The sequence below is a fragment of the Bacteroides zhangwenhongii genome (genome assembly GCF_009193325.2).
Lineage (GTDB): Bacteria > Bacteroidota > Bacteroidia > Bacteroidales > Bacteroidaceae > Bacteroides > Bacteroides zhangwenhongii.
Genome location: NZ_CP059856.1, coordinates 2,701,227 through 2,720,707, shown reverse-complemented (window position 1 = coordinate 2,720,707; position 19,481 = coordinate 2,701,227). Strand labels below are relative to the sequence as shown.

Here is a 19,481-nt window from a genome sequence, read left to right as displayed (position 1 = left end):
GTCGGATAATTACGGGGGATTTTAAGTGTGATACTTAAGATCCCCCGTAATTATAATAATTTCATGAATTCTGTTATAGTTACAATCTTTGTATGATTATGTTTCTCTAATACTAATAGATCTTTGTCACCGGTAACAATATAGTTTGCTTTGATAGTATCTGCTAGAGAGAGTAGATAAAGGTCTTTTTTATCTCTAATCTCTGATTTACTTTGAGTCCTAATGACGACGTATTTTCCATATAAATGGATAAGTTTGAGTGTGTCATCTAAATCCTCAGGATGAATATATTTTTGTATTTTCTCCCGTGAAGAAACATCGTAGAATTCATCTAACAACTCACGGCATACATATATTTCCAATGTAGGATATGTAAGTAATGAGCGCATAGTTGTAAGCTTACGTCCTAACATGAATGAGATCCATAGGTTTGTGTCTATGATTATTTTCATTCTCCGTATCTTATGGCATTTAATTCTGCAAGAATTTCTTCCTCTGAAAGATTAACTTTTTTGGGACGAGAGGCTATATAATCTTTTAGGAAATCTTCTCTTATATCAATATTCCAACCCATTTTTTTTGCAAGCTCTTTGAAGAACTTCACGTCGGATTTCGGTATACTTAAAAAAACACTTTGATTCATTGCTGTATCCATAACTATTTTCCTTTATTATATATCTAACGAATACAAAGATAAGAAAGTTCCTCAGCTTATCCAATCATTTATCATATCTTTATGACGCTTCTGCGAAAGATAATAGATTATTTAATAGAAAACTTCCTTTCCCTTACTCCCAAAGTTCCTTTTATCAGAGACTAATCTATAAATGTAATGATACAACAAGTAGAAACAGGGATTGGAATAACTTTGTTATCTCCAATCCCTGTTAAAGTGAATGATTTATATATCTGATAATTTATTGAATTTGAATGTTGATAGACTGTAAGTTGTTCGCATCAGAACTGTTTCCGTAAAGTATCTTATATGTTCCGTTTAAAGGACGTATGGTATTGGTCGCTGCATCAAACCATTCGAAAGAATCGTACGGAAGCTCTATTTGGACGTTCTGTGTCTTACCTTTAGCAATGTTAACCCGTTGGAAACCACGAAGAGTTTTTTGCGGACCTTCTTTGTCGTCAGGACGGCAGATGTATACCTGAACCACTTCTTCACCGTCTCTCTGTCCGACGTTACTTACCGGGATAGTAAGGATTGCTTTTTCGCCTTTGGTCAGCTTCGATTGGTTCAGGGTAGCTTTTCCATAAGAAAAACGGGTATAACTTAAACCGTAGCCGAATGGATAAAGAGGTGTTTCTGTCATGAAACGGTAGGTACGTCCTTTCATCGAATAATCTTCATAATCCGGTAATTGTTGCATGCTTTTATAGAAAGTGATAGGCAGACGTCCGGCAGGATTGTAATCTCCGAAAAGAACATCGGCAACGGCTGTTCCACCTGCCTGTCCGGGATACCATGCTTGCAGGATAGCGTCGCAATTCTGCGTTTCAGGCACGATGGCCATTGCCGAACCGGAGAAGTTGACGAATACTGTTTTCTTTCCATTCTTCTTTAGAAGAGCAAGAACTTCGCGCTGGATGGCGGGCAATTCGATTTCTGTACGGTCGCCGCCTTTGAATCCGGGGTCGGATACCCGCATGGATTCTCCTTCCAATAGGGGGGAGATGCCTCCGGCAAAGATAACTACATCTGCGCTTTGCAACTTGTTCAGGATTTCACGGGCATCCATTGGAGTTTGTTTTGCCAAGTCGAAGTTCAGTGCAGGGTTATCTTTAACCTGAATAAAACGCAACTCGATGTCGTAACTCTTTCCTGCTTCGTAGTTGAAAGAATACAGATTGGTATGATTCTTGATGTTGGTGGCTTCTGCTATTTGCTTGCCGTTGAGGAATAAAGTAACTCCTCCGTTAGTCATCACGCGGAAAGTGGCGGCACCGGAATCTGTTGGGCGGAAAGTGGAACGATAGATGGCGGTGAAGTTTTTCAATCCTACACCGGGAGCAAATACGGTAGAACCTTCTGCACTGAAATGGAAAGGAGTGGTCAGACGGTCGGTTGCGGCAATTTTGCCTTTATATTCGCGGTTATTCCAGTAGGTGGCGTTGAATCCGGCTTCTCCGCCGATGCTGCACTGATTGAATAGGCTGTGCAGGGTGGTGTCGTTTGTATATCCGCATACAGGTTCGTAGATGATTTGTGCGTCAGGTAGTTTGGCGCGTATTCCTTCCAGTAGAGTAACGGTATGTGAAGGGAAGCCGTTGTAGTTACCCCATTGCATTACCGAGTCGTTGGCGTTGGGGCCGATGACTGCGACTTTCATCTGACGGTTTAATGGAAGGATGTTGTTATTGTTTTGGAGTAATACCAGACTTTCATGTGCCATTTTCAGTGCCAGTTCTTTGTGTTTGAGACAGTCGATAACAGAAAATGGAATGTTACTCCAGGGATGAGTCGGATTCATTTCTCCCAGTTCAAAGCGGGCTTTCAGTAGTCTTTTGACTGATGCATTGATTTTCTCTTCCGAAATCAGGCCTTTTTTCACAGCATCGGTGATGCTTTTGAAGTTACCGCCACATTCGAGATCTGTTCCGCTTAAAACAGCGTCGGCAGAGGCATGGGCTGCATCGGGATGTGTTCCATGTTTCTTGCGTTGGAAGAAGTCTCCGATTGCTCCGCAGTCGGTGACTACGATTCCTTTGAATCCCCAGTCATTGCGGAGAATCTGGGTTAACAGGCGGTTGCTACCGCAGCAGGGATCGCCTTCGAAACGGTTGTAAGCGCACATCACTTCTTTAACTCCTGCTTTTTGTACCAGTTCCTTGAAAGCAGGAAGGTAGGTTTCCCATAAGTCTCTGGGGGCAATGTTCTCTGCGTTGAAGCTGTGACGGTTCCATTCGGGACCCGAGTGTACGGCAAAGTGTTTGGCGCAGGCATGAAGTTTGTCATATTCGGCATCTTCCGGTCCTTGCAGACCTCTGACTGCCGCCATTCCCATACGTCCGCTTAAATAAGGATCTTCGCCGTATGTTTCCTGTCCACGTCCCCAGCGGGGGTCGCGGAAAATATTGACGTTGGGAGTCCACATGGTCAGTCCCTGATAACGTTTATATTGTCCTTTTTCATTGAATTGGCGGTTCTTGGCGCGTGCTTCGTCGGATACGGCATCAAAGACTTCGTATAATAGTTCGTCGTTGAAAGAAGCGGCCATACCTATGGCTTGCGGAAAGACAGTAGCCAGTCCGGCGCGGGCAACGCCATGAAGAGCTTCGTTCCACCATTCATACGGCTTAATGCCAAGCCGGGGAATAGCCGGTGAGTTGTTTTGCATCAACGCCACTTTTTCTTCTAATGTGAGGCGTTGAAGTAAATCATCCGCCCGTTGTTCCACAGTCAGCTTCGTGTCCTGATAGGGATACTTGCTGGGTTGTTGTGCCTGTACATTTACCCCTTGAATTCCGATAAGACAGGCAATGATCCATTGCTTTTTCATTTTCTAGTTTTTTTGGTTTTTAGATTTGAGACTGCAATAGTACGCGCTTTTCAATCTTTTTGTGGGGAATATCCGGTAGAAAAGGAGGATTTCTTTATCTTTTCCTCTCTTTATATTCCGATGGCGTAATTCCTATCACTTTCTTGAAACATTTACTGAAATACTTCGGATCGTTGAATCCGGTCATGTATGCTACTTGGGAGAAATTATATTCATTACTGTCGATCAGTTGTACGGCACGTTTGATGCGTATTTCCCGTATAAAGTCAACTGGTGTCAGTCCGACGATTGATTTTAATTTCCGGTAGAAGATCGTACGACTAAGCATTAGCTGTTCTGCAAACTCATCAATAGTCAGTTCGGCATTGTCCATTTGTTCTTCCATATATGCCATAACTTTCTCCATAAACTGTTCGTCGTATGGGGTAATCTGTGGTTGTGAAGGAGTCAGAGGATCGGGAGAAGAGGTATTCTTTCCTTCCATCAGTCTATTCATATAGAGCTCCTGTAATGCTTTGCGTTGTCGTAACAAGGAGGCTACACGGGTCTTTAGATAAGTAGCACTGAAAGGTTTGGTGATATAATCGTCAATGCCTTGTTCCAATCCGGCGATGCGGTCGTCCAGAGAGGCTTTGGCTGATAATACGATGATAGGGATATGGCAAATATTGTTGTTCTCTTTGATTTGTCTGATCATCTCCAGACCATCCATCACCGGCATCATGACATCGCTGATAATAAGATCGGGCAGATCGTCAACGGCATGTTGCAATCCCTCTTCACCATTGGAAGCTGTGATTACCGTATAGTTCTCAGATAGAATGTTTTTCAGGAAAGCCTTTAATTCGTCATTATCTTCTACCACCAATATGGAGAAACTTTCCGAATGACTTTCGATGTATTCTTTTTCCTCTACCTCTTCCGGGGCTTTCATACTATCGACGGGATGGGGTGTTGAAGTCTGGCTGTCGTTCAGAATGAATTCGACCTGTACATCTTCTTCGAAAACGTTCCGTTGCAAAGGTAAGCTAACTGTGAAACGGCTGCCCGCTCCGGGTTGGCTGTTTACTGTGATAGTACCATGATGCATTTCCACCATTTCTTTCACCAAAGATAATCCTATGCCGGAAGATGGTTGCAGAATATTCTGTTTTACCAATGACTCGAAACGTTGGAATAAGGAATGCTGCTTTTCTACTGCAATTCCGATTCCTTCGTCTGCTACTTCTATCTCTACCGTATTCTCTTTCGTTGTGATGTTGACTGTGATCGATTTGTCGGCAGGTGTATATTTGAATGCATTGGAAAGCAGGTTGAAGAATATCTTTTCAAATTTGTCTCTGTCTACCCAGCTGTATACCGACTGGATTGTAGAAGTCAGCTGATAGTTTATGTTCTTTTCTTCGGCTATCAGTTTGAAACTACTCATCACCTTTTGTAAAAGTGGGATCAAATCAATCTTTTCAATCAATAGTTTCATTTTCTGATTCTGAATCTTACGGAAATCCAGAATCTGATTCATCAGCCGGAGCATACGCTCTGTATTCTGATGTACTAAAGTCAAGTGCTCACGGGCAGAAGGGGAAAGAGGCTCATTCTCTAATACCTCTGTCACAGGGCTACTGATTAGAGTCAGCGGAGTACGTAACTCATGAGATATGTCAGTAAAGAATCGCAGTTTTATATTAGCTAATTGTTGTTCCATATCCACTCTATGGCGTAACCGGTAGATGTAAAATAATACATATACGATACTTGCCGTGAAGAGTATGAATAGAATAAAATAGAGCAGCCATGCCCAGTAGGTTTCCCAAAAGGTGGGGAGTACATGTATAGATAGAGTCCGTACATTGTCCACCCAAACCCCGTCACTGTTTGTTGACTTTATCTGCAACTGATATTTGCCTGCAGGTAAGTTGATGTAGCTAGCGGAACGGTTATTATCTGCTTCATTCCATTCTTCTTCTAGTCCTTTCAGGCGATAGGCATATAAAATCCCTTTTGGATTGACATAATCAAGTGCGGCAAACTGGAAGGTTACATTCCTTTGCGATGGCTCTAGTTTCAATTTTGTGAGATTGTCAATGGAATGATCGGCCGGATGTCCTTGAATCTTGAGTCCTGTAAACACGATAGAAGGAACATAGCTACTTTTCCGCATCTTTTCCGGAGAAACTTCCAGAAAGCCTTTATCGGTTCCTAACACAATTTGGTTGCGGGCATTGATGATAGGCAGAGCTTCGGAAAAATTGAATTCCTGATAGATGGAACTTAATTCATAGTTTTCAAATGTTTCTTTGGCAGGATCGAGTTTAGAGAGTGCAATCTCCGAAACTACCCATAGCCGATTCTGTGCATCTTCAATCATTGATAACACAAGATCGGAAGCCAGACCATTATTTTTGTCATAGTTCTTGAACTGGATATTCTCACTAAGTAGATTGGAAGATAGCACTTTGTTTACGCCTCCGGTAAAGCTGACAACATAAGTGGTTTTATTCTTGTCCGTATAGATATGCATGATATCGTTAGCACTGAGACTTTTTTTGTCTCCCGGTCTGCGGATATTCCGGTAGAATTTAATCTCTTCCAGGCGTTCGAAGTTGTTTGAGAATGTAAGTAATCCGTTAGTTGTTCCTACTAAAATAACTCCTCCCGGAGCTTCTGCAATATTACGCACTTTCATTCCGTGAGCTATGGGATAGTTTCTTAATTCATTATTGCTATGAATAAATGATGTTTTCCCATCTTTATCCTGTGTCAGCAAATTTAATCCGCCTCCATAACATCCTACCCAGATATGATTACGACTGTCCCGAAAGATTGTATAGATACTATTACTGCTTAAACTATACGGGTCATTTGGATGGTGTTCAAAGTGTTGAATGGAGTAGTGATTCGCTCCTGTCTTTTTAAGTTGGAAGAGGCCGATATCTTTTGTCCCCAACCAGATATTTCCATCTTTATCTTCCAGAATGGTATATACTCCATTGAAGAATCCTTGTTTTTCTTTGGTGATATTTCCTTGTTTGGATAGGTATCCCACCAAACTGCCATCCGGTGCAAATATTTGGATATAATTAGATTTGGAAGCTGCCCATAAACGTTTGTCGCTGTCCTGCAGGAATGCACGTGTTTCCGCCTCGTAGTCAGTCAGGTTAAATTGATAGCTTTGTGGAAAGAAGCATAGTTTCTCTACGCCACGTGCTGTTGCAAACCAACAGTTTCCCTGATTATCCAATGTATAAGACCTGACTAACGGACTGAAAATGGATTTTGGGTTGTTGATATCCGTAAGAAGCGGTTTGAGAGTCTTTTCTTTCCGGTCATAGTAGCAAAAGTTTCCTTCTGTAGGAAGTAACCATAGGTTTTTCACATTGTCTTCAAAGATAAGTTTGCGACTTTTACGCCCATGCTTGATAATCTCATCTTTGGGAGTGAACAGATGCTCTTTTTCATTGCTCACGAGGTTAAGATGTACAATGCCCGGATCTTTTGAAAAAATCCAGATATCTCCCAAGTGGTCTTGATAGACAGATTCTACATCGTTGGAAGTTTGGGTAGCTGTACGGATGTCTATTTGCTGAAAACTGTTCTTTGGGATAGAATACAAAATCAGCCCATTATCCGTTCCCAATGCCAGCATATCTTTTCCTATGGTAGTGACATTGTTTATTTTATGATGCGGATAGGGAATATCTACGAATTTCAGTTTTTTAGTGTGGAAGTCATATCTGGCTAACTTGTCGTTCTCTGCAATCAGATAGATGGCTTTTTTTATTTGAGTGATAAACTGGAAAGGAAAGTCAGTATCCAGTGTTTTCTTTCCAATGATGGAAACACCTTTGTCTGTCAATATCCATTCATCTTCTTCAGAGTCTTGATAAATATTAAATATTTGATTTCCTTTCAGGTTGTGGTTGGAAGCTGAATAAAGTGTAATGCCTTCTCCTTTTTTACATAGTTGTTCGTCTACTCTGAATGCATATCCGTTTTCACAAAGAATCCAGGCAATTCCCTTCTTTAATGAATAAATACGTGTAACATAATTAGTTTGTTTTGTGGCAAGTTCAATAGGTTGGAGTACATCAATGAACTTCTCGGTTTCCACATCGAAAAGACAGGCTTGTCCATCGTAGGTGGGGCACCATATATCTCCGTATTTACTTTCTGAAATAGTCCCCATGCGATTACTTCCGAACGCATAATTGCTCTCTTGGGAAGTTTTATAGGTCTTAAACGTGTATCCGTCAAATTTGTTAAGCCCGTTCCATGTACTAAACCAAACAAGCCCTTTCTGATCTTGCAATATGCTCATAACCACTCCTTGAGCAAGACCGTCGCTTACCGAAAAATGTTTAACCTGGCAAATAGGCTGAGCCATTATAATGTTAGCCATTGTTAGAAAAAGAAATAAAGTGTGGAGCCGTTTCATAGTAGCTGTTTTTATGTTTATAGCAAAAATAAACAAAACAATGTAGAATAGAAAGTTTGATAAGTGGTTTGAACGAATAATACTCGTTTTTGCTTATTTTTTCCTCTTTGATGATGGTGTTTCTATGCGATAGGTAGGAGTTATACGTCGTATTTCTCTCTGCAAAAGTAGTTGAAAAAATAGCAGACTGTCTATCTTTGGAAGATAAAATAGTCTGCTATTTGAGCTTTTACTCTATATAATGATATTGTGGTTTTCTTTTTTTGCACCACAGAGGACACAGAGGTCACAGAGGATTCGGTTTAATAATATAAAATCCATTTATTCAGATTTGTACCTCTGTGTCCTCTGCGTCCTCTGTGGTGAACTTCTTCTCTTTCGCCGATTCCTCATAAACCTTTCCGTCTATCGTCAGATTCTTGGCGTTCTTAACGTTTAATATATTGTTGCCTTTGGAAGATTCTACATATACATTTTCCAAAGTCACCCCGTCTACCTGGTTGATGACGATTCCGTCCGTTGCTTCTGTTATCACGACATCCTTAACAGTGACATTGCTGATCGGCATTTCAGGTAATCCGTTGAAGAACATAGCCCTTCCCGAACCTCTGCACACAATATTTGAAATGTGGATGTTGCGGAATGCGGGAGTTTCTTCTGTAACCGGCGGAATAGCGGTTTTCATGCGGTTCAACAGGTCTTCTTCCGATTCCTCACCAGCTCCCTTTCCACCGTAAAACAGGTCGAAGAGCAGCGGTTCGTTCGGTATATTGATCATGTTGATGTTGTTAATGTAGATGTTTTCTACCACACCGCCACGTCCACGTGTACTTTTGAAGCGCAGACCTACGTCAGTTCCCATAAAAGTACAATCTTCCACATAGATATTCTTCACGCCACCGGACATTTCGCTACCTACCACGAATCCGCCGTGTCCGTGCAATACAGTGTTGTTTTTCACAATCACATTCTGACAAGGTTCTCCGCGACGGCGACCGTCTTCATCCTTGCCGGACTTGATACAGATTGCGTCATCTCCCGCATCAAACACACTGTTGATAATCAGTGCATTCTTACAAGATTCCAAGTCGATTGCATCACCATTCTGTGAATACCAGGGATTGATGACCATGATGTTGTTCACTGTAAAGTCTTCGCAAGACAGCGGATGCAGACACCAGCTCGGTGAATTCTTGAAGGTGACTCCTTCGAGCAGTATTTTTTTGCTTTTGATAATGCTTAATAGTACAGGACGTAACCAAGGGCGGATTTCATTCCACTCCTCATCCGTATTGATACCTTCGGGCACATTGAAATCTTTGCAAGCCATTGCTCCTTTCAGTGAACCGGGTGTAGGATACCATATTTCCTGTTTCTCGTCGAGTACACCGCCTGAATTGACCAGCTTTTTCCACTGTGGTGCGGTCAGCTTTCCTTTCTTGACCGGCCGCCAGCAGTCACCGTTTCCGTCGAATGTACCGTATCCTGTGATAGCGATATTTTCCGCATTGCGGGCTGAGATAGGAGATTGGCAACGGCGGGTTTCCAACCCTTCAAAAGAAGTGGCGATAATGGGGTATGCTTCAAAGTCACCGGTGAAGAGTACCAGCGCGTTTCTTTCCGTATAAAGATTGACGTTACTTAGCAGTTCGATAGGTCCTGTCAGCCAGATACCTTCCGGGATAATCACTTTTCCCCCTCCATGTTGGTTTACGTCTTTGATAGCATCGTTGATCGCTTTCGTGTTTAGGAACAAACCGTCTCCTTTGGCTCCGAATTTTTCAATGTTCACTTCATAAGCAGGAAAAGCCGGTTGTTGTACTTTAGGCATTTCGAAAGGTAAATTCCGGTAAAGAGCATCACTTATCAAGTTCTCTTCTACGGCACACTCACTTTGTTTGCATCCTGAAATAAACGGCAAACAACATATAGCCATCCAGAGGAATTTTTTTGTCAATGTGTTCATTTAGTAATCTAATTTTCTATAGGGTTATACATTTTATTGTTTTTCTTGGCATTCTGTCGAGCACTGCAAGAACTCGTAATTAACGATTGCAAAGATAGGAGTGAAAGTTCAAGGGAATGTGGACTAATTGATAGAATACGTGTATTTTTTGTCATTTGTGTCTATTATTTGCACACTTCTCGTGTTTTTATGCAGAAATATCCTATCTTTGCACAAAATTTAACTATTAAAAGATATGAGTTACAACTTGTTGAAAGGAAAAAGAGGTATTATCTTCGGCGCGCTGAATGATCAGTCTATTGCTTGGAAAGTGGCTGAACGTGCTGTAGAAGAAGGTGCAACTATTACATTATCAAATACTCCGATGGCTATCCGTATGGGAGAAGTCAATGCTTTGGCGGAAAAACTGAATTGCCAGATCGTTCCGGCAGATGCGACCAGTGTGGAGGATTTGTCGAATGTATTCAAGACCTCGATGGATATACTGGGCGGACAAATAGATTTTGTGCTCCACTCTATCGGTATGTCTCCCAACGTACGCAAGAAACGTACTTACGATGACCTTGACTATGGAATGTTGGATAAGACATTGGATATTTCGGCCGTTTCATTCCACAAAATGATTCAGTCGGCCAAGAAACTGAACGCTATTGCCGATTACGGCTCAATCGTTGCATTGAGTTATGTTGCTGCACAGCGTACTTTCTACGGCTACAACGATATGGCGGATGCAAAAGCGCTGTTGGAATCTATCGCCCGCAGTTTCGGTTATATCTACGGACGCGAACATAGTGTGCGTGTGAATACGATCTCTCAGTCGCCTACATTCACTACTGCAGGTTCGGGAGTGAAGGGTATGGATAAGCTGTTCGACTTTGCCAACCGTATGTCTCCGCTGGGAAATGCGACTGCTGACGAATGTGCCGATTATTGTATCGTGATGTTCTCCGATCTTACCCGTAAGGTGACTATGCAGAACTTGTTCCATGACGGTGGATTCTCCAGCGTAGGTATGAGTCTCCGTGCTATGGCTACATACGAGAAGGGGCTCGATGAGTACAAGGACGAAAATGGTAATATCATTTACGGATAATAAATTATGAAATTACGGATTTCTCTTCTTATTATAATAAGTATGCTTCTCGCCTCCTGTGGGATAAGCACAGGAAAAGGTACGGAGCAGAAAGAAGGAGAGATTTCTGTTCTGAGATATGATAAGCTGTTGAGCGAATATGTTCGCTCCAACAGCTTTTCTGCTATGCAGAAGTTGACGATGGATTACCGTATGCCGACAAAGATACTGATTGAGGATGTGCTGGCTATCGGCACGGTGAAAGATGATACGATTTCGCAACGCCTGCAAAAATTCTATTCAGATACGACGCTGGTTCGTCTGATGAATGATGTGGAAACTCAGTTTCCCAATTTGGATGCAGTAGAGGAGGGGCTTACTAAGGGGTTCCGGAAGTTGAAGAAGGAGGTTCCCAATACGGAGGTTCCGCTTGTCTACTCGCAAATCTCGGCGTTCAACGAGTCTATCGTTCTGGTAGATTCTCTGTTGGGTATCAGTCTGGATAAGTACATGGGAGAAGATTATCCTTTGTATAAGCGTTTCTATTACGATTACCAGTGTCGCTCCATGCGCCCGGAACGTATTGTGCCGGATTGTTTTTCGTTTTATCTTCTGAGCCGTTATGATATGGATTATCATGAGGGAACGTGCCTTATTGACTTGATGATACACTCAGGAAAGATTAATTATGTTGTGCAGAACTTGCTGGATTATGATAATATAGGCGAGGCGATGGGGTATTCGAAAGAGGAAAACGACTGGTGCAGGGAGAATGAAAAGGCTATCTGGGATTATATCTGTTCCAACGATCATCTTCATGCCCGTGATCCGATGGTATTCCGTTATTATATGAAACCGGCTCCGGCTGTTGAGATGTTGGGTTGCCAGGCTCCGGCATTGATAGGAACATGGGTCGGTGCGAGGATTGTTGCTTCGTATATGAAAAAGCATAAAGATATGAAGCTGAAAGATCTTTTAGAGTTTACCGACTATCATACAATGCTGAGTGAATCCAACTATCTGGCTTCTTGAGATAGATTAATTCTTAATTCTTCATTTAAAAGTGGAAACTGCCCTTTATTTGCTGCCCGTGACTTTAGGTGATACGCCTATTGAGAAAGTATTGCCTTCTTATAATAAGGAAATCATTTCCGGTATCCGGTATTTTATAGTCGAAGATATCCGTTCGGCCCGTCGTTTTCTGAAAAAGGTAGATAAGGAGATTGATATTGATGCGTTGACGTTTTATCCGTTGAATAAACATACTTCGCCCGAGGATATTTCCGGTTACTTGAAACCTCTGATAGGTGGTGCTTCTATGGGAGTTATCTCAGAGGCGGGGTGTCCGGCTGTTGCTGATCCGGGAGCGGATGTGGTGGCTATTGCACAGCGTAAAAAGTTGAAGGTGGTGCCTCTGGTCGGACCTTCTTCCATTATTCTTTCGGTGATGGGTTCGGGCTTTAACGGTCAGAGTTTCGCATTTCATGGTTATCTGCCGATTGAACCGGGAGAACGTGGCAAGAAACTGAAGGCATTGGAGCAGCGCGTGTATGCTGAGAATCAGACACAACTGTTTATCGAGACGCCTTATCGGAATCACAAAATGGTGGAAGACATTCTACAAAACTGCCGTCCGCAAACGAAGTTGTGCATTGCCGCCAATATTACTTGCGAAGGAGAGTTTATCCAGACACGTACGGTGAAAGACTGGAAGGGGCATGTGCCCGATCTGTCTAAGATTCCTTGTATTTTTCTCTTATATAAATAACGTTTTTCAGGTGTTCGTATTCATCTTCGAAACAACAACTGAAGAAGCCTTTCCCCAGATTCTCTTCGATCTGTTTGAAATTCCATAACTTGCTGTTCTTGAAGCGGGGAGTACACAGAACGGAATCGTCCTCCAAATCGATGATAAATAGATAAATGAGACGGTTTGTCACTTCATTTTCAAAGTGATAGACGATATTGAATTCCGGCTTGATATCTTTTGCTTGGGGAATTGCATTGCTGACCAGACGGTTGACACCTTCTGTCAAGGATTCTCCATAGCGAAGATAACATTCCATTGGAATATCCACTTTGTTTTTATCCAGAATGGCTGTGGACGGTCTGTCACAAAGAAAGAGCATTCCGTGTGTGGAGACAGCTATGCGTATCACCGGATTGATATAGGTGTTCTTATAATTGATGGCTTCTATCGCGGGAGTCTTTCCAATCACGTCTCCTTTGGTATTGACAATAGGCACGTACTCTGTGTGAGCCATCAGGTGATTAAAGAAACGGATGGCGATCTGGTTGAACAAGATACTCATTATAAAGACTGTAGGAGGCAGTATCTTATAAAGTACAAACAAACTGGTCTTGCTCAACGGAGACTGGAGAATAACGGTAATACTGATAATGATAAAATGAAGTATACCGAAGATCAGGACAATACGTGCCGATACGACGGCGGCTTCGGCTCCTTGGGCATATAAACGTTTTTTGCAAGCGCCTATCTGCCTTAAGAAGTAGTTGATAAACCTTCTCTTATGCATATAAAGGCTTAACATGGGAATGAGAATACCCACTTCCAGGGTAAGCGGTAGAGCACCCGGCGGAACATAATCTCCCGGAATGAGTGCGGCTAAGGATAATAATGACAATACTCCGGTTGCTATGTATAGGATAAAGTTAGGGAGTAGTACCCCCTTTTGTCGGTGAGAAAGATATATACCTACGATACCTATACCTGTACCGATGTAAATAGCCGTGTCTTGCGTTATAAGTTCACACAATAAAATGGAAATAATAACGGGGACAAAACCCAGTGACATGTTAAATGCGGAAGAAAGTATTCCTTTATGCTCCATCTCTACTTAATGTTTATTTGTCGGTTCTGCTTATAAAACAAATAGTGCCTGTGTTTTGTTTGCTAACGGATGTGTTTCTCTGCATGGTAGGATGAACGGACAAGGGGAGCGCTCTCTACAATGTTAAATCCTTTTTCTAAACCGATTGTTTTGTATTTCGCAAATTGGAGGGGAGTTACGTATTCTGCAACGGGATAATGACGGTGGCTGGGTTGCAGGTATTGTCCGATAGTAAGAATCTGGCAACCGACAGTCAATAAGTCATCCATCAATGTTTCCACTTCTTCTGGAGTTTCTCCTAAACCGACCATAATGCCGCTTTTTGATTTCACTCCTTTGGAAGAGATGCGGCCGATTACTTGCAGACTTGTGTCGTAGTTGGCTGCACTGCGCACTAGCGGACTAATGCGGCGTACGGTTTCCATATTGTGTGAAATAATGTCGGGATGGGCCTCTATCACGAGATCTACCAGTTCCGTTTTTCCTTGAAAATCGGGTATCAGCACTTCGATGGTAGTCTGAGGATTCAGGCGCTTTATCTCGCGGATGGTACGTGCCCAATGTTCGGCCCCCAAGTCCGGGAGGTCGTCACGGTCTACGGAAGTGATGACAGCATGGTCGAGTTTCATGAGTGCGATAGACTCTGCCACATGAGTAGGTTCGTTACTATCCAGCGGATGTGGCCGACCGGTCTGTGTGTTGCAAAACTTACAACTGCGGGTGCAGATGTCACCGCCGATCATGAAAGTAGCCGTTCCTTTCCCCCAGCATTCTCCCATATTGGGGCAACGCCCACTGCTGCAGATTGTGTGCAGGCAGTGGGAGTCAACTATTCGTTTGGTTTCAGTGTACCGTTCGTTGGCACCGATATTAATTTTCAGCCATTCAGGCTTACGTACTCTGTCAGCCATTACAAATTGTTCAAGAAGAAGTTAGTCAATCGGGTGTATAAGTGCTGACGCGTGTTTCCACCGTATATTCCGTGATTGCGATTGGTATAAATCTGCATATCAAACTGTTTTCCGAGTTGTACCAGCTGCTCGGCATACTCTGCACAATTCTGGAAATGAACGTTGTCATCTGCCATACCGTGTACGAGCAACAAGTTGCCATGCAGTTTGTCGGCACGGGTAAAAGCGGATGAGGCCTTGTATCCTTCTGCATTCTCTTTGGGAGTACGCATGAAACGTTCGGTATAAATAGTGTCATAAAAACGCCAGTCGGTCGGTGCGGCAACGGCTACGCCTGCCTTGAAAACGGGAGTACCTTCGCTCATGCTCATTAGAGTCATGTATCCGCCGTAGCTCCATCCCCAAATACCGATCCGGTCTTTATCCACGTATGCTTGTTTACCGAGATAGAGAGCGGTCTCCACTTGGTCTCTGGCTTCTTTTACTCCGATTTTCAGATAGGTACATTTCTCGAAGGCTTCTCCGCGTCCTCCTGTTCCCCGACCATCCACGCATACTACGATGTAGCCGAGACTCGCCATATAGGTTTCCCAACTGATTCCCCATGTATCCAATACTTGTTGCGAGCCCGGTCCGCTATATTGATACATCAACACCGGATATTTCTTCGATGCGGAGAAATTAACAGGTTTCATCATCCATCCGTTCAAGGTTACACCATCCGTAGTCTGGAAAGTAAAGAATTCTTTCTGCGGCACAGCATATCCGGACAGGGTCTGTTTCAACTTGTCATTCGTAACCAATGTTTTGAGAGTCTTACCCGAATTGTCATTCAACGTAACCAACATGGGAGTATCAAGACTCGTAAACTTATTCATGTAGTATTTCATTGATTTGCTGAAGAGCGGGGTATTGGTTCCGCTTTTTTGAGACAGCTTGGTCTTTTTACCTTTCTTATCTATCTTGTAGACTGCTTTACGCAAAGGACTTTCTTCATTGCTGGTGTAATAGAAAGATCCGTCCTCTTCGTCATATCCCAAGAAGTCTTTTACTTCGTATTTGCCGTTTGTAACCTTTTTGATCAGATTACCTCCCATACTGTACCAATAGAGGTGGCTATAACCGTCACGCTCGCTGAGCAAACTGAAATATTCAGGATAGAATTCGATATTATCGAAGATATTCTCCTTGATATAATAGGGTGATTCATCACGTAGTACCAGTTTGCAAAGTGTTGAACGTGGATCGGCAAAATAAAGATCGAAGCGGTCCTGATGACGGTTCAGTGTCATGATGGCCAGCTTGTTGGCGTCTTTGGTAAAGCGGATGCGGGGAATGTATCCATCCGGATCCAACGGAAGTTTCATTGTGCGGGTGACGTGCGATTTGATATCATAAGTGCGTACCTCGACTTTGGAATTCGGATATCCGGCTTTCGGATACTTGTAGGTATATTCACCCGGATAGTCCTTCAAAGCATTAATGTGGGGTGCTTGTCCGGCAAATACCGGAAAAGAATAGGACGGTACTGCCGATTCATCAAAACGGATGTAAGCGATTTGCGTATTATCAGCACTGAATTCCAACGCACGGTTAAAACTGAATTCTTCTTCATACACCCAGTCTGGGATACCGTTGATAATAGAGTTCTGTTTACCGTCTTCGGTAACCTGGTTTTCACTATTGCCATAAAGCAGTTTCACAAGAAAGATATTGTTATCGCGGACAAAAGCTATCATTGTTCCGTCCGGAGAAAAGACGGGGACCTGTTGAGGTCCGCCGTCAGACAGCCGTTCAATAATGTTGTTTGTCGTAACGCCCTTATCATTTCGTTTCAAAGGGTAGATGTAATGTACAGCTGTATATGAGTGCCGATAAATCGGGGTCGTCTTGGTGGCAATCAGTAGTTTTTTTCCGTCGGGTGAGAACTGATAGCTGTCGAAGTGCTTGAAATCACATTCGCGGGCAGTCTTTACATCGAAGATCACCTCTACTTTTTCACCTGTCTTGAAAGAATATTTGATGATTTGAGTGCCGTCATCATTCATTTGTGTGTAATGTTCTCCATCAGGCATCGGAATTACGCCTTGAATGTTTTCCGGACGGAAACGTCCCGAGGTGATATCTTTTAAATCGAGTGCCTTTTGTCCTTGTGCCATTCCTGTCAGACAGAGAAGGCAGAGTAATAGAGTGATGCTGATCTTTTTCATCTGCTTTTTTAATTCGGTTTTGGTTTTTATTCGTAATTGCAAAAGTAACAATAAACTTAGATTCGACAAAACCTGATGGATTTTTATGCAGATTTGATAAGGATTATTGGGAAGTTTCAATCTCTTTGTGAAAAGGACTTTAAATATTGTCACTGTGGACTCGAGAAGAAACTGCTTGCAATGTCACCCTATTTGTTGATGGAGGTACGCCAGTATCTCCGTTTCTTGTTCCGGATGGAACCATTGTATTTCTTCATCTCGTTTGAACCAAGTCATCTGTTTACGCGAATAAATGCGGGAGTTTTGCTTGATTTTATCTATGGCAAAGGGGAGTTCCCATTCTCCATCCAGATACTTGAACAGCTCTTTATAACCTACTGTGTTGAGCGAATTGAGGTGGCGATAGGGAAGTACCGAGCGTACTTCTTCCAGTAATCCTTCTTCCATCATCATATCTACCCGACGGTTAATACGGTCATACAACTCTTCTCGGTCACGGGTTAATCCTATTTTAATAATGCGGAACGGACGTTCTTTCTTTTGTTGGGTGCGGAACGAAGTATAAGTCCGTCCGGTCATATAACAAATTTCCAATGCATGAATTACCCGTTTGGGATTCTTCAGATCGACTATCCGATAATATTCCGGATCCAGCAGGCGAAGTTCTGCACAGAGTTGTTCAAGTCCTTCCTCCTCATATTTCTGTAGCATGAGTTGGCGGGTTTCCGCATCAACGGTAGGAATATCGTCGATACCTTTACAGATAGCGTCTACATACATCATTGAGCCACCGGTAAGAACCACGACCTCGTGTTGCGTAAATAACTTATCGAGGATTTCCAACGCTTCCGTTTCATATTGAGCGGCACTGTAATAATCTGTCAAATGAAGCGTACCGACCAAATAATGAGGTACACGTTTGAGTTGGTCGGGAGTAGGAGCTGCCGTACCTATCTTTAATTCGGCATAAAGTTGTCTTGAATCAGCAGATACAATGCTTGTTTGAAAAGACTCTGCTATCCGTAGGCTTAATTCTGTTTTTCCTACACCGGTAGGACCTATAAGAACAATGAGAGTAGGCAAGGGGGATAAGTGGTTAATGGTAACAGATTAGTGATTTAATGATCTGTGGATAAAACGAACCTTTACCACACTTATCATTAAATCACTAATCGTTAAATTAATATTTATCTTCATCATAAGGGCTACCTGCATCGCCACCGATATCGAATCCTTCTTGGTCGAAGTCTTCCATATCGAAGTCTTGGTCGCCATAGAAATTTTCATCTAAATCAAGCGAACCGCCGCTAGCAGCCATTTCTTCAAAATCTACAGTCTGTTTGGGAGCTTCTCCGGATTTCTTGGTACATTTGGCACCTGTCATATTCTTTCCGGTGATAATCTCAGATAGTTCGATGAAGAAACAACGTTCTGTCATGTAATCGAATACGTAGAGTAATTTCTGCTTCTCATCTTCTACTAATTCGCTGATTGTAGTTTCTTTCATCACCCAGCTATCCATTTCGGGATTGTCATCCATTTCTTCCAGAGTTACTTCTTTTTCTTTTTCCCAATCATCATCGCAGATAAAGAAAGAAGTCATCTGGTCGTTTGTATACCCTGCTGATTTCAGTATTGCCTCATGGAAGTCAAAGAAAGTAGCTTCCGGGTCAATTTGTATTTCTCTGACAAAATCGTCAACTTCATCAGATATAATAGTAAATCTGTATATCATAATATGACTATTTTGAACTGTTTATTTAATAATGCCACGCTCTGAGTTACGGATGAAGTTGATAATATAGTCAATCTCCGGACTCTTTTCAAATTCATCTTCAATTTTCTTTAATGCTTCTGTCGTATTCAAACCACTTTGATAGATGATACGATAGGCATTGTGAATTCTTTCGATCACTTCATTGGCAAAACCGCGACGGCGCAGACCGATGATGTTGATACCACTGAAGGCGATCGGTTCGCGTCCTGCGATGATGTAAGGAGGGATATCTTTGCTGAAACGACATCCGCCTTGAATCATTACATGACTACCTACATGACAAAATTGGTGCATCAATACGTTAGCACTGACGATTGCATTGTCGTCAATCACGATTTCGCCTGCCATTTTGGTAGAATTGCCTATGATACATCCGTTTCCCACTAATGCATCGTGCGCTACGTGCACACCCTCCATCAGTAAGTTGTTGCTTCCCACAATCGTGCGCCCTTTAGCTGCCGTACCACGGTTGATTGTTACGTTTTCGCGAATCAGGTTGTTGTCTCCGATTTCAGCGGTTGATTCTTCTCCGCGAAATTTAAGGTCTTGCGGGATGGCCCCAATGACGGCTCCCGGAAATATAGTGTTTCCGTTACCGATACGCGAGCCATATAAAATATTGGCATTAGCCATAATTTTATTATTGTCGCCGATAACCACGTTTTTATCTATGAATACAAAAGGCGCAATTTCTACATTTTCCCCTATTTTAGCTTCGGGATGGATATACGCTAAAGGACTTATCATTT

General features: G+C 42.5%; 14 protein-coding genes. 3 read left to right on the top strand and 11 right to left on the bottom strand.

All coding sequences use genetic code 11. The annotated features are described in order from the left end of the window. Positions 1-50: 50 nt before the first annotated feature. From GD630_RS11075 to GD630_RS11055, 5 genes are all read right to left on the bottom strand, one after another. Complete coding sequence (locus tag GD630_RS11075) at positions 51-452, bottom strand: putative toxin-antitoxin system toxin component, PIN family (RefSeq protein ID WP_143865554.1); 402 nt, start codon at positions 450-452, stop codon at positions 51-53. Beyond that, positions 449-655: a hypothetical protein gene (locus tag GD630_RS11070; RefSeq protein WP_143865552.1), complete on the bottom strand. Its 207-nt coding sequence runs from the start codon at positions 653-655 to the stop codon at positions 449-451. Before GD630_RS11070 ends, GD630_RS11075 begins: the two co-directional genes overlap by 4 nt. 262 nt (positions 656-917) lie before the next feature. Continuing rightward, entirely contained in the window at positions 918-3,509 is a 2,592-nt protein-coding gene (gene xyl3A, locus GD630_RS11065; protein ID WP_143865550.1) for a xylan 1,4-beta-xylosidase, read from the bottom strand. A gap of 94 nt (positions 3,510-3,603) precedes the next feature. Beyond that, the gene (locus GD630_RS11060) at positions 3,604-7,944 is read right to left on the bottom strand and encodes a hybrid sensor histidine kinase/response regulator transcription factor (protein ID WP_143865549.1); all 4,341 of its coding nucleotides are present in this window, start codon (positions 7,942-7,944) and stop codon (positions 3,604-3,606) included. A 325-nt stretch (positions 7,945-8,269) separates the two neighbouring features. Next, entirely contained in the window at positions 8,270-9,910 is a 1,641-nt protein-coding gene (locus GD630_RS11055; RefSeq protein WP_143865547.1) for a glycoside hydrolase family 28 protein, read from the bottom strand. Positions 9,911-10,145: 235 nt separating this feature from the next. Between GD630_RS11055 and GD630_RS11050 the strand changes: the two genes are divergently transcribed. The 3 genes from GD630_RS11050 to GD630_RS11040 are packed head-to-tail and all read left to right on the top strand — an operon-like array spanning position 10,146 to position 12,750. Next, a complete protein-coding gene (locus GD630_RS11050) occupies positions 10,146-11,003 on the top strand; it encodes an enoyl-ACP reductase FabI (RefSeq protein ID WP_007749728.1) in 858 nt (285 codons plus the stop codon). A 6-nt stretch (positions 11,004-11,009) separates the two neighbouring features. Then, entirely contained in the window at positions 11,010-12,014 is a 1,005-nt protein-coding gene (locus tag GD630_RS11045; protein ID WP_143865545.1) for a gliding motility protein GldB-related protein, read from the top strand. A 31-nt stretch (positions 12,015-12,045) separates the two neighbouring features. Beyond that, a complete protein-coding gene (locus GD630_RS11040; protein ID WP_143865543.1) occupies positions 12,046-12,750 on the top strand; it encodes an SAM-dependent methyltransferase in 705 nt (234 codons plus the stop codon). On the opposite strand, the gene GD630_RS11035 is transcribed toward GD630_RS11040, so the two are convergent. The 6 genes from GD630_RS11035 to lpxA all read right to left on the bottom strand — a co-directional run bounded on the left by GD630_RS11035 (position 12,716) and on the right by lpxA (position 19,479). Beyond that, positions 12,716-13,834 carry a hypothetical protein gene (locus GD630_RS11035; protein ID WP_143865542.1) on the bottom strand — a complete coding sequence of 373 codons (1,119 nt, stop codon included), beginning with the start codon at positions 13,832-13,834 and terminating at the stop codon, positions 12,716-12,718. The two genes, GD630_RS11040 and GD630_RS11035, sit on opposite strands and share 35 nt — an antisense overlap. Positions 13,835-13,896: 62 nt before the next feature. Beyond that, positions 13,897-14,745: a lipoyl synthase gene (gene lipA, locus GD630_RS11030; protein ID WP_143865541.1), complete on the bottom strand. Its 849-nt coding sequence runs from the start codon at positions 14,743-14,745 to the stop codon at positions 13,897-13,899. Then, on the bottom strand, positions 14,745-16,955 hold the full coding sequence (locus tag GD630_RS11025) for a S9 family peptidase (RefSeq protein WP_143865539.1): 2,211 nt from the start codon (positions 16,953-16,955) through the stop codon (positions 14,745-14,747). The genes lipA and GD630_RS11025 overlap by 1 nt, the downstream gene beginning before the upstream one ends. Positions 16,956-17,138: 183 nt before the next feature. Then, complete coding sequence (miaA, locus tag GD630_RS11020) at positions 17,139-18,038, bottom strand: tRNA (adenosine(37)-N6)-dimethylallyltransferase MiaA (RefSeq protein WP_143865537.1); 900 nt, start codon at positions 18,036-18,038, stop codon at positions 17,139-17,141. 97 nt (positions 18,039-18,135) lie between these two features. Next, positions 18,136-18,690, bottom strand: coding sequence for an IS1096 element passenger TnpR family protein (locus GD630_RS11015; protein WP_007765005.1), 555 nt, complete (start codon positions 18,688-18,690; stop codon positions 18,136-18,138). A 21-nt stretch (positions 18,691-18,711) separates the two neighbouring features. After that, positions 18,712-19,479: an acyl-ACP--UDP-N-acetylglucosamine O-acyltransferase gene (gene lpxA / locus GD630_RS11010; protein ID WP_143865535.1), complete on the bottom strand. Its 768-nt coding sequence runs from the start codon at positions 19,477-19,479 to the stop codon at positions 18,712-18,714. Positions 19,480-19,481: the final 2 nt, after the last annotated feature.

Excerpts from the sequence above, each read along its gene's own strand:
- lpxA (WP_143865535.1), bottom strand. The coding sequence starts at position 19,479 with ATGATAAGTCCTTTAGCGTATATCCATCCCGAAGCTAAAATAGGGGAA.
- GD630_RS11070 (WP_143865552.1), bottom strand. The coding sequence starts at position 655 with ATGGATACAGCAATGAATCAAAGTGTTTTTTTAAGTATACCGAAATCC.
- GD630_RS11055 (WP_143865547.1), bottom strand. The coding sequence starts at position 9,910 with ATGAACACATTGACAAAAAAATTCCTCTGGATGGCTATATGTTGTTTG.
- GD630_RS11035 (WP_143865542.1), bottom strand. The coding sequence starts at position 13,834 with ATGGAGCATAAAGGAATACTTTCTTCCGCATTTAACATGTCACTGGGT.
- GD630_RS11045 (WP_143865545.1), top strand. The coding sequence starts at position 11,010 with ATGAAATTACGGATTTCTCTTCTTATTATAATAAGTATGCTTCTCGCC.
- GD630_RS11015 (WP_007765005.1), bottom strand. The coding sequence starts at position 18,690 with ATGATATACAGATTTACTATTATATCTGATGAAGTTGACGATTTTGTC.
- GD630_RS11025 (WP_143865539.1), bottom strand. The coding sequence starts at position 16,955 with ATGAAAAAGATCAGCATCACTCTATTACTCTGCCTTCTCTGTCTGACA.
- GD630_RS11075 (WP_143865554.1), bottom strand. The coding sequence starts at position 452 with ATGAAAATAATCATAGACACAAACCTATGGATCTCATTCATGTTAGGA.
- lipA (WP_143865541.1), bottom strand. The coding sequence starts at position 14,745 with ATGGCTGACAGAGTACGTAAGCCTGAATGGCTGAAAATTAATATCGGT.
- GD630_RS11050 (WP_007749728.1), top strand. The coding sequence starts at position 10,146 with ATGAGTTACAACTTGTTGAAAGGAAAAAGAGGTATTATCTTCGGCGCG.
- xyl3A (WP_143865550.1), bottom strand. The coding sequence starts at position 3,509 with ATGAAAAAGCAATGGATCATTGCCTGTCTTATCGGAATTCAAGGGGTA.
- GD630_RS11060 (WP_143865549.1), bottom strand. The coding sequence starts at position 7,944 with ATGAAACGGCTCCACACTTTATTTCTTTTTCTAACAATGGCTAACATT.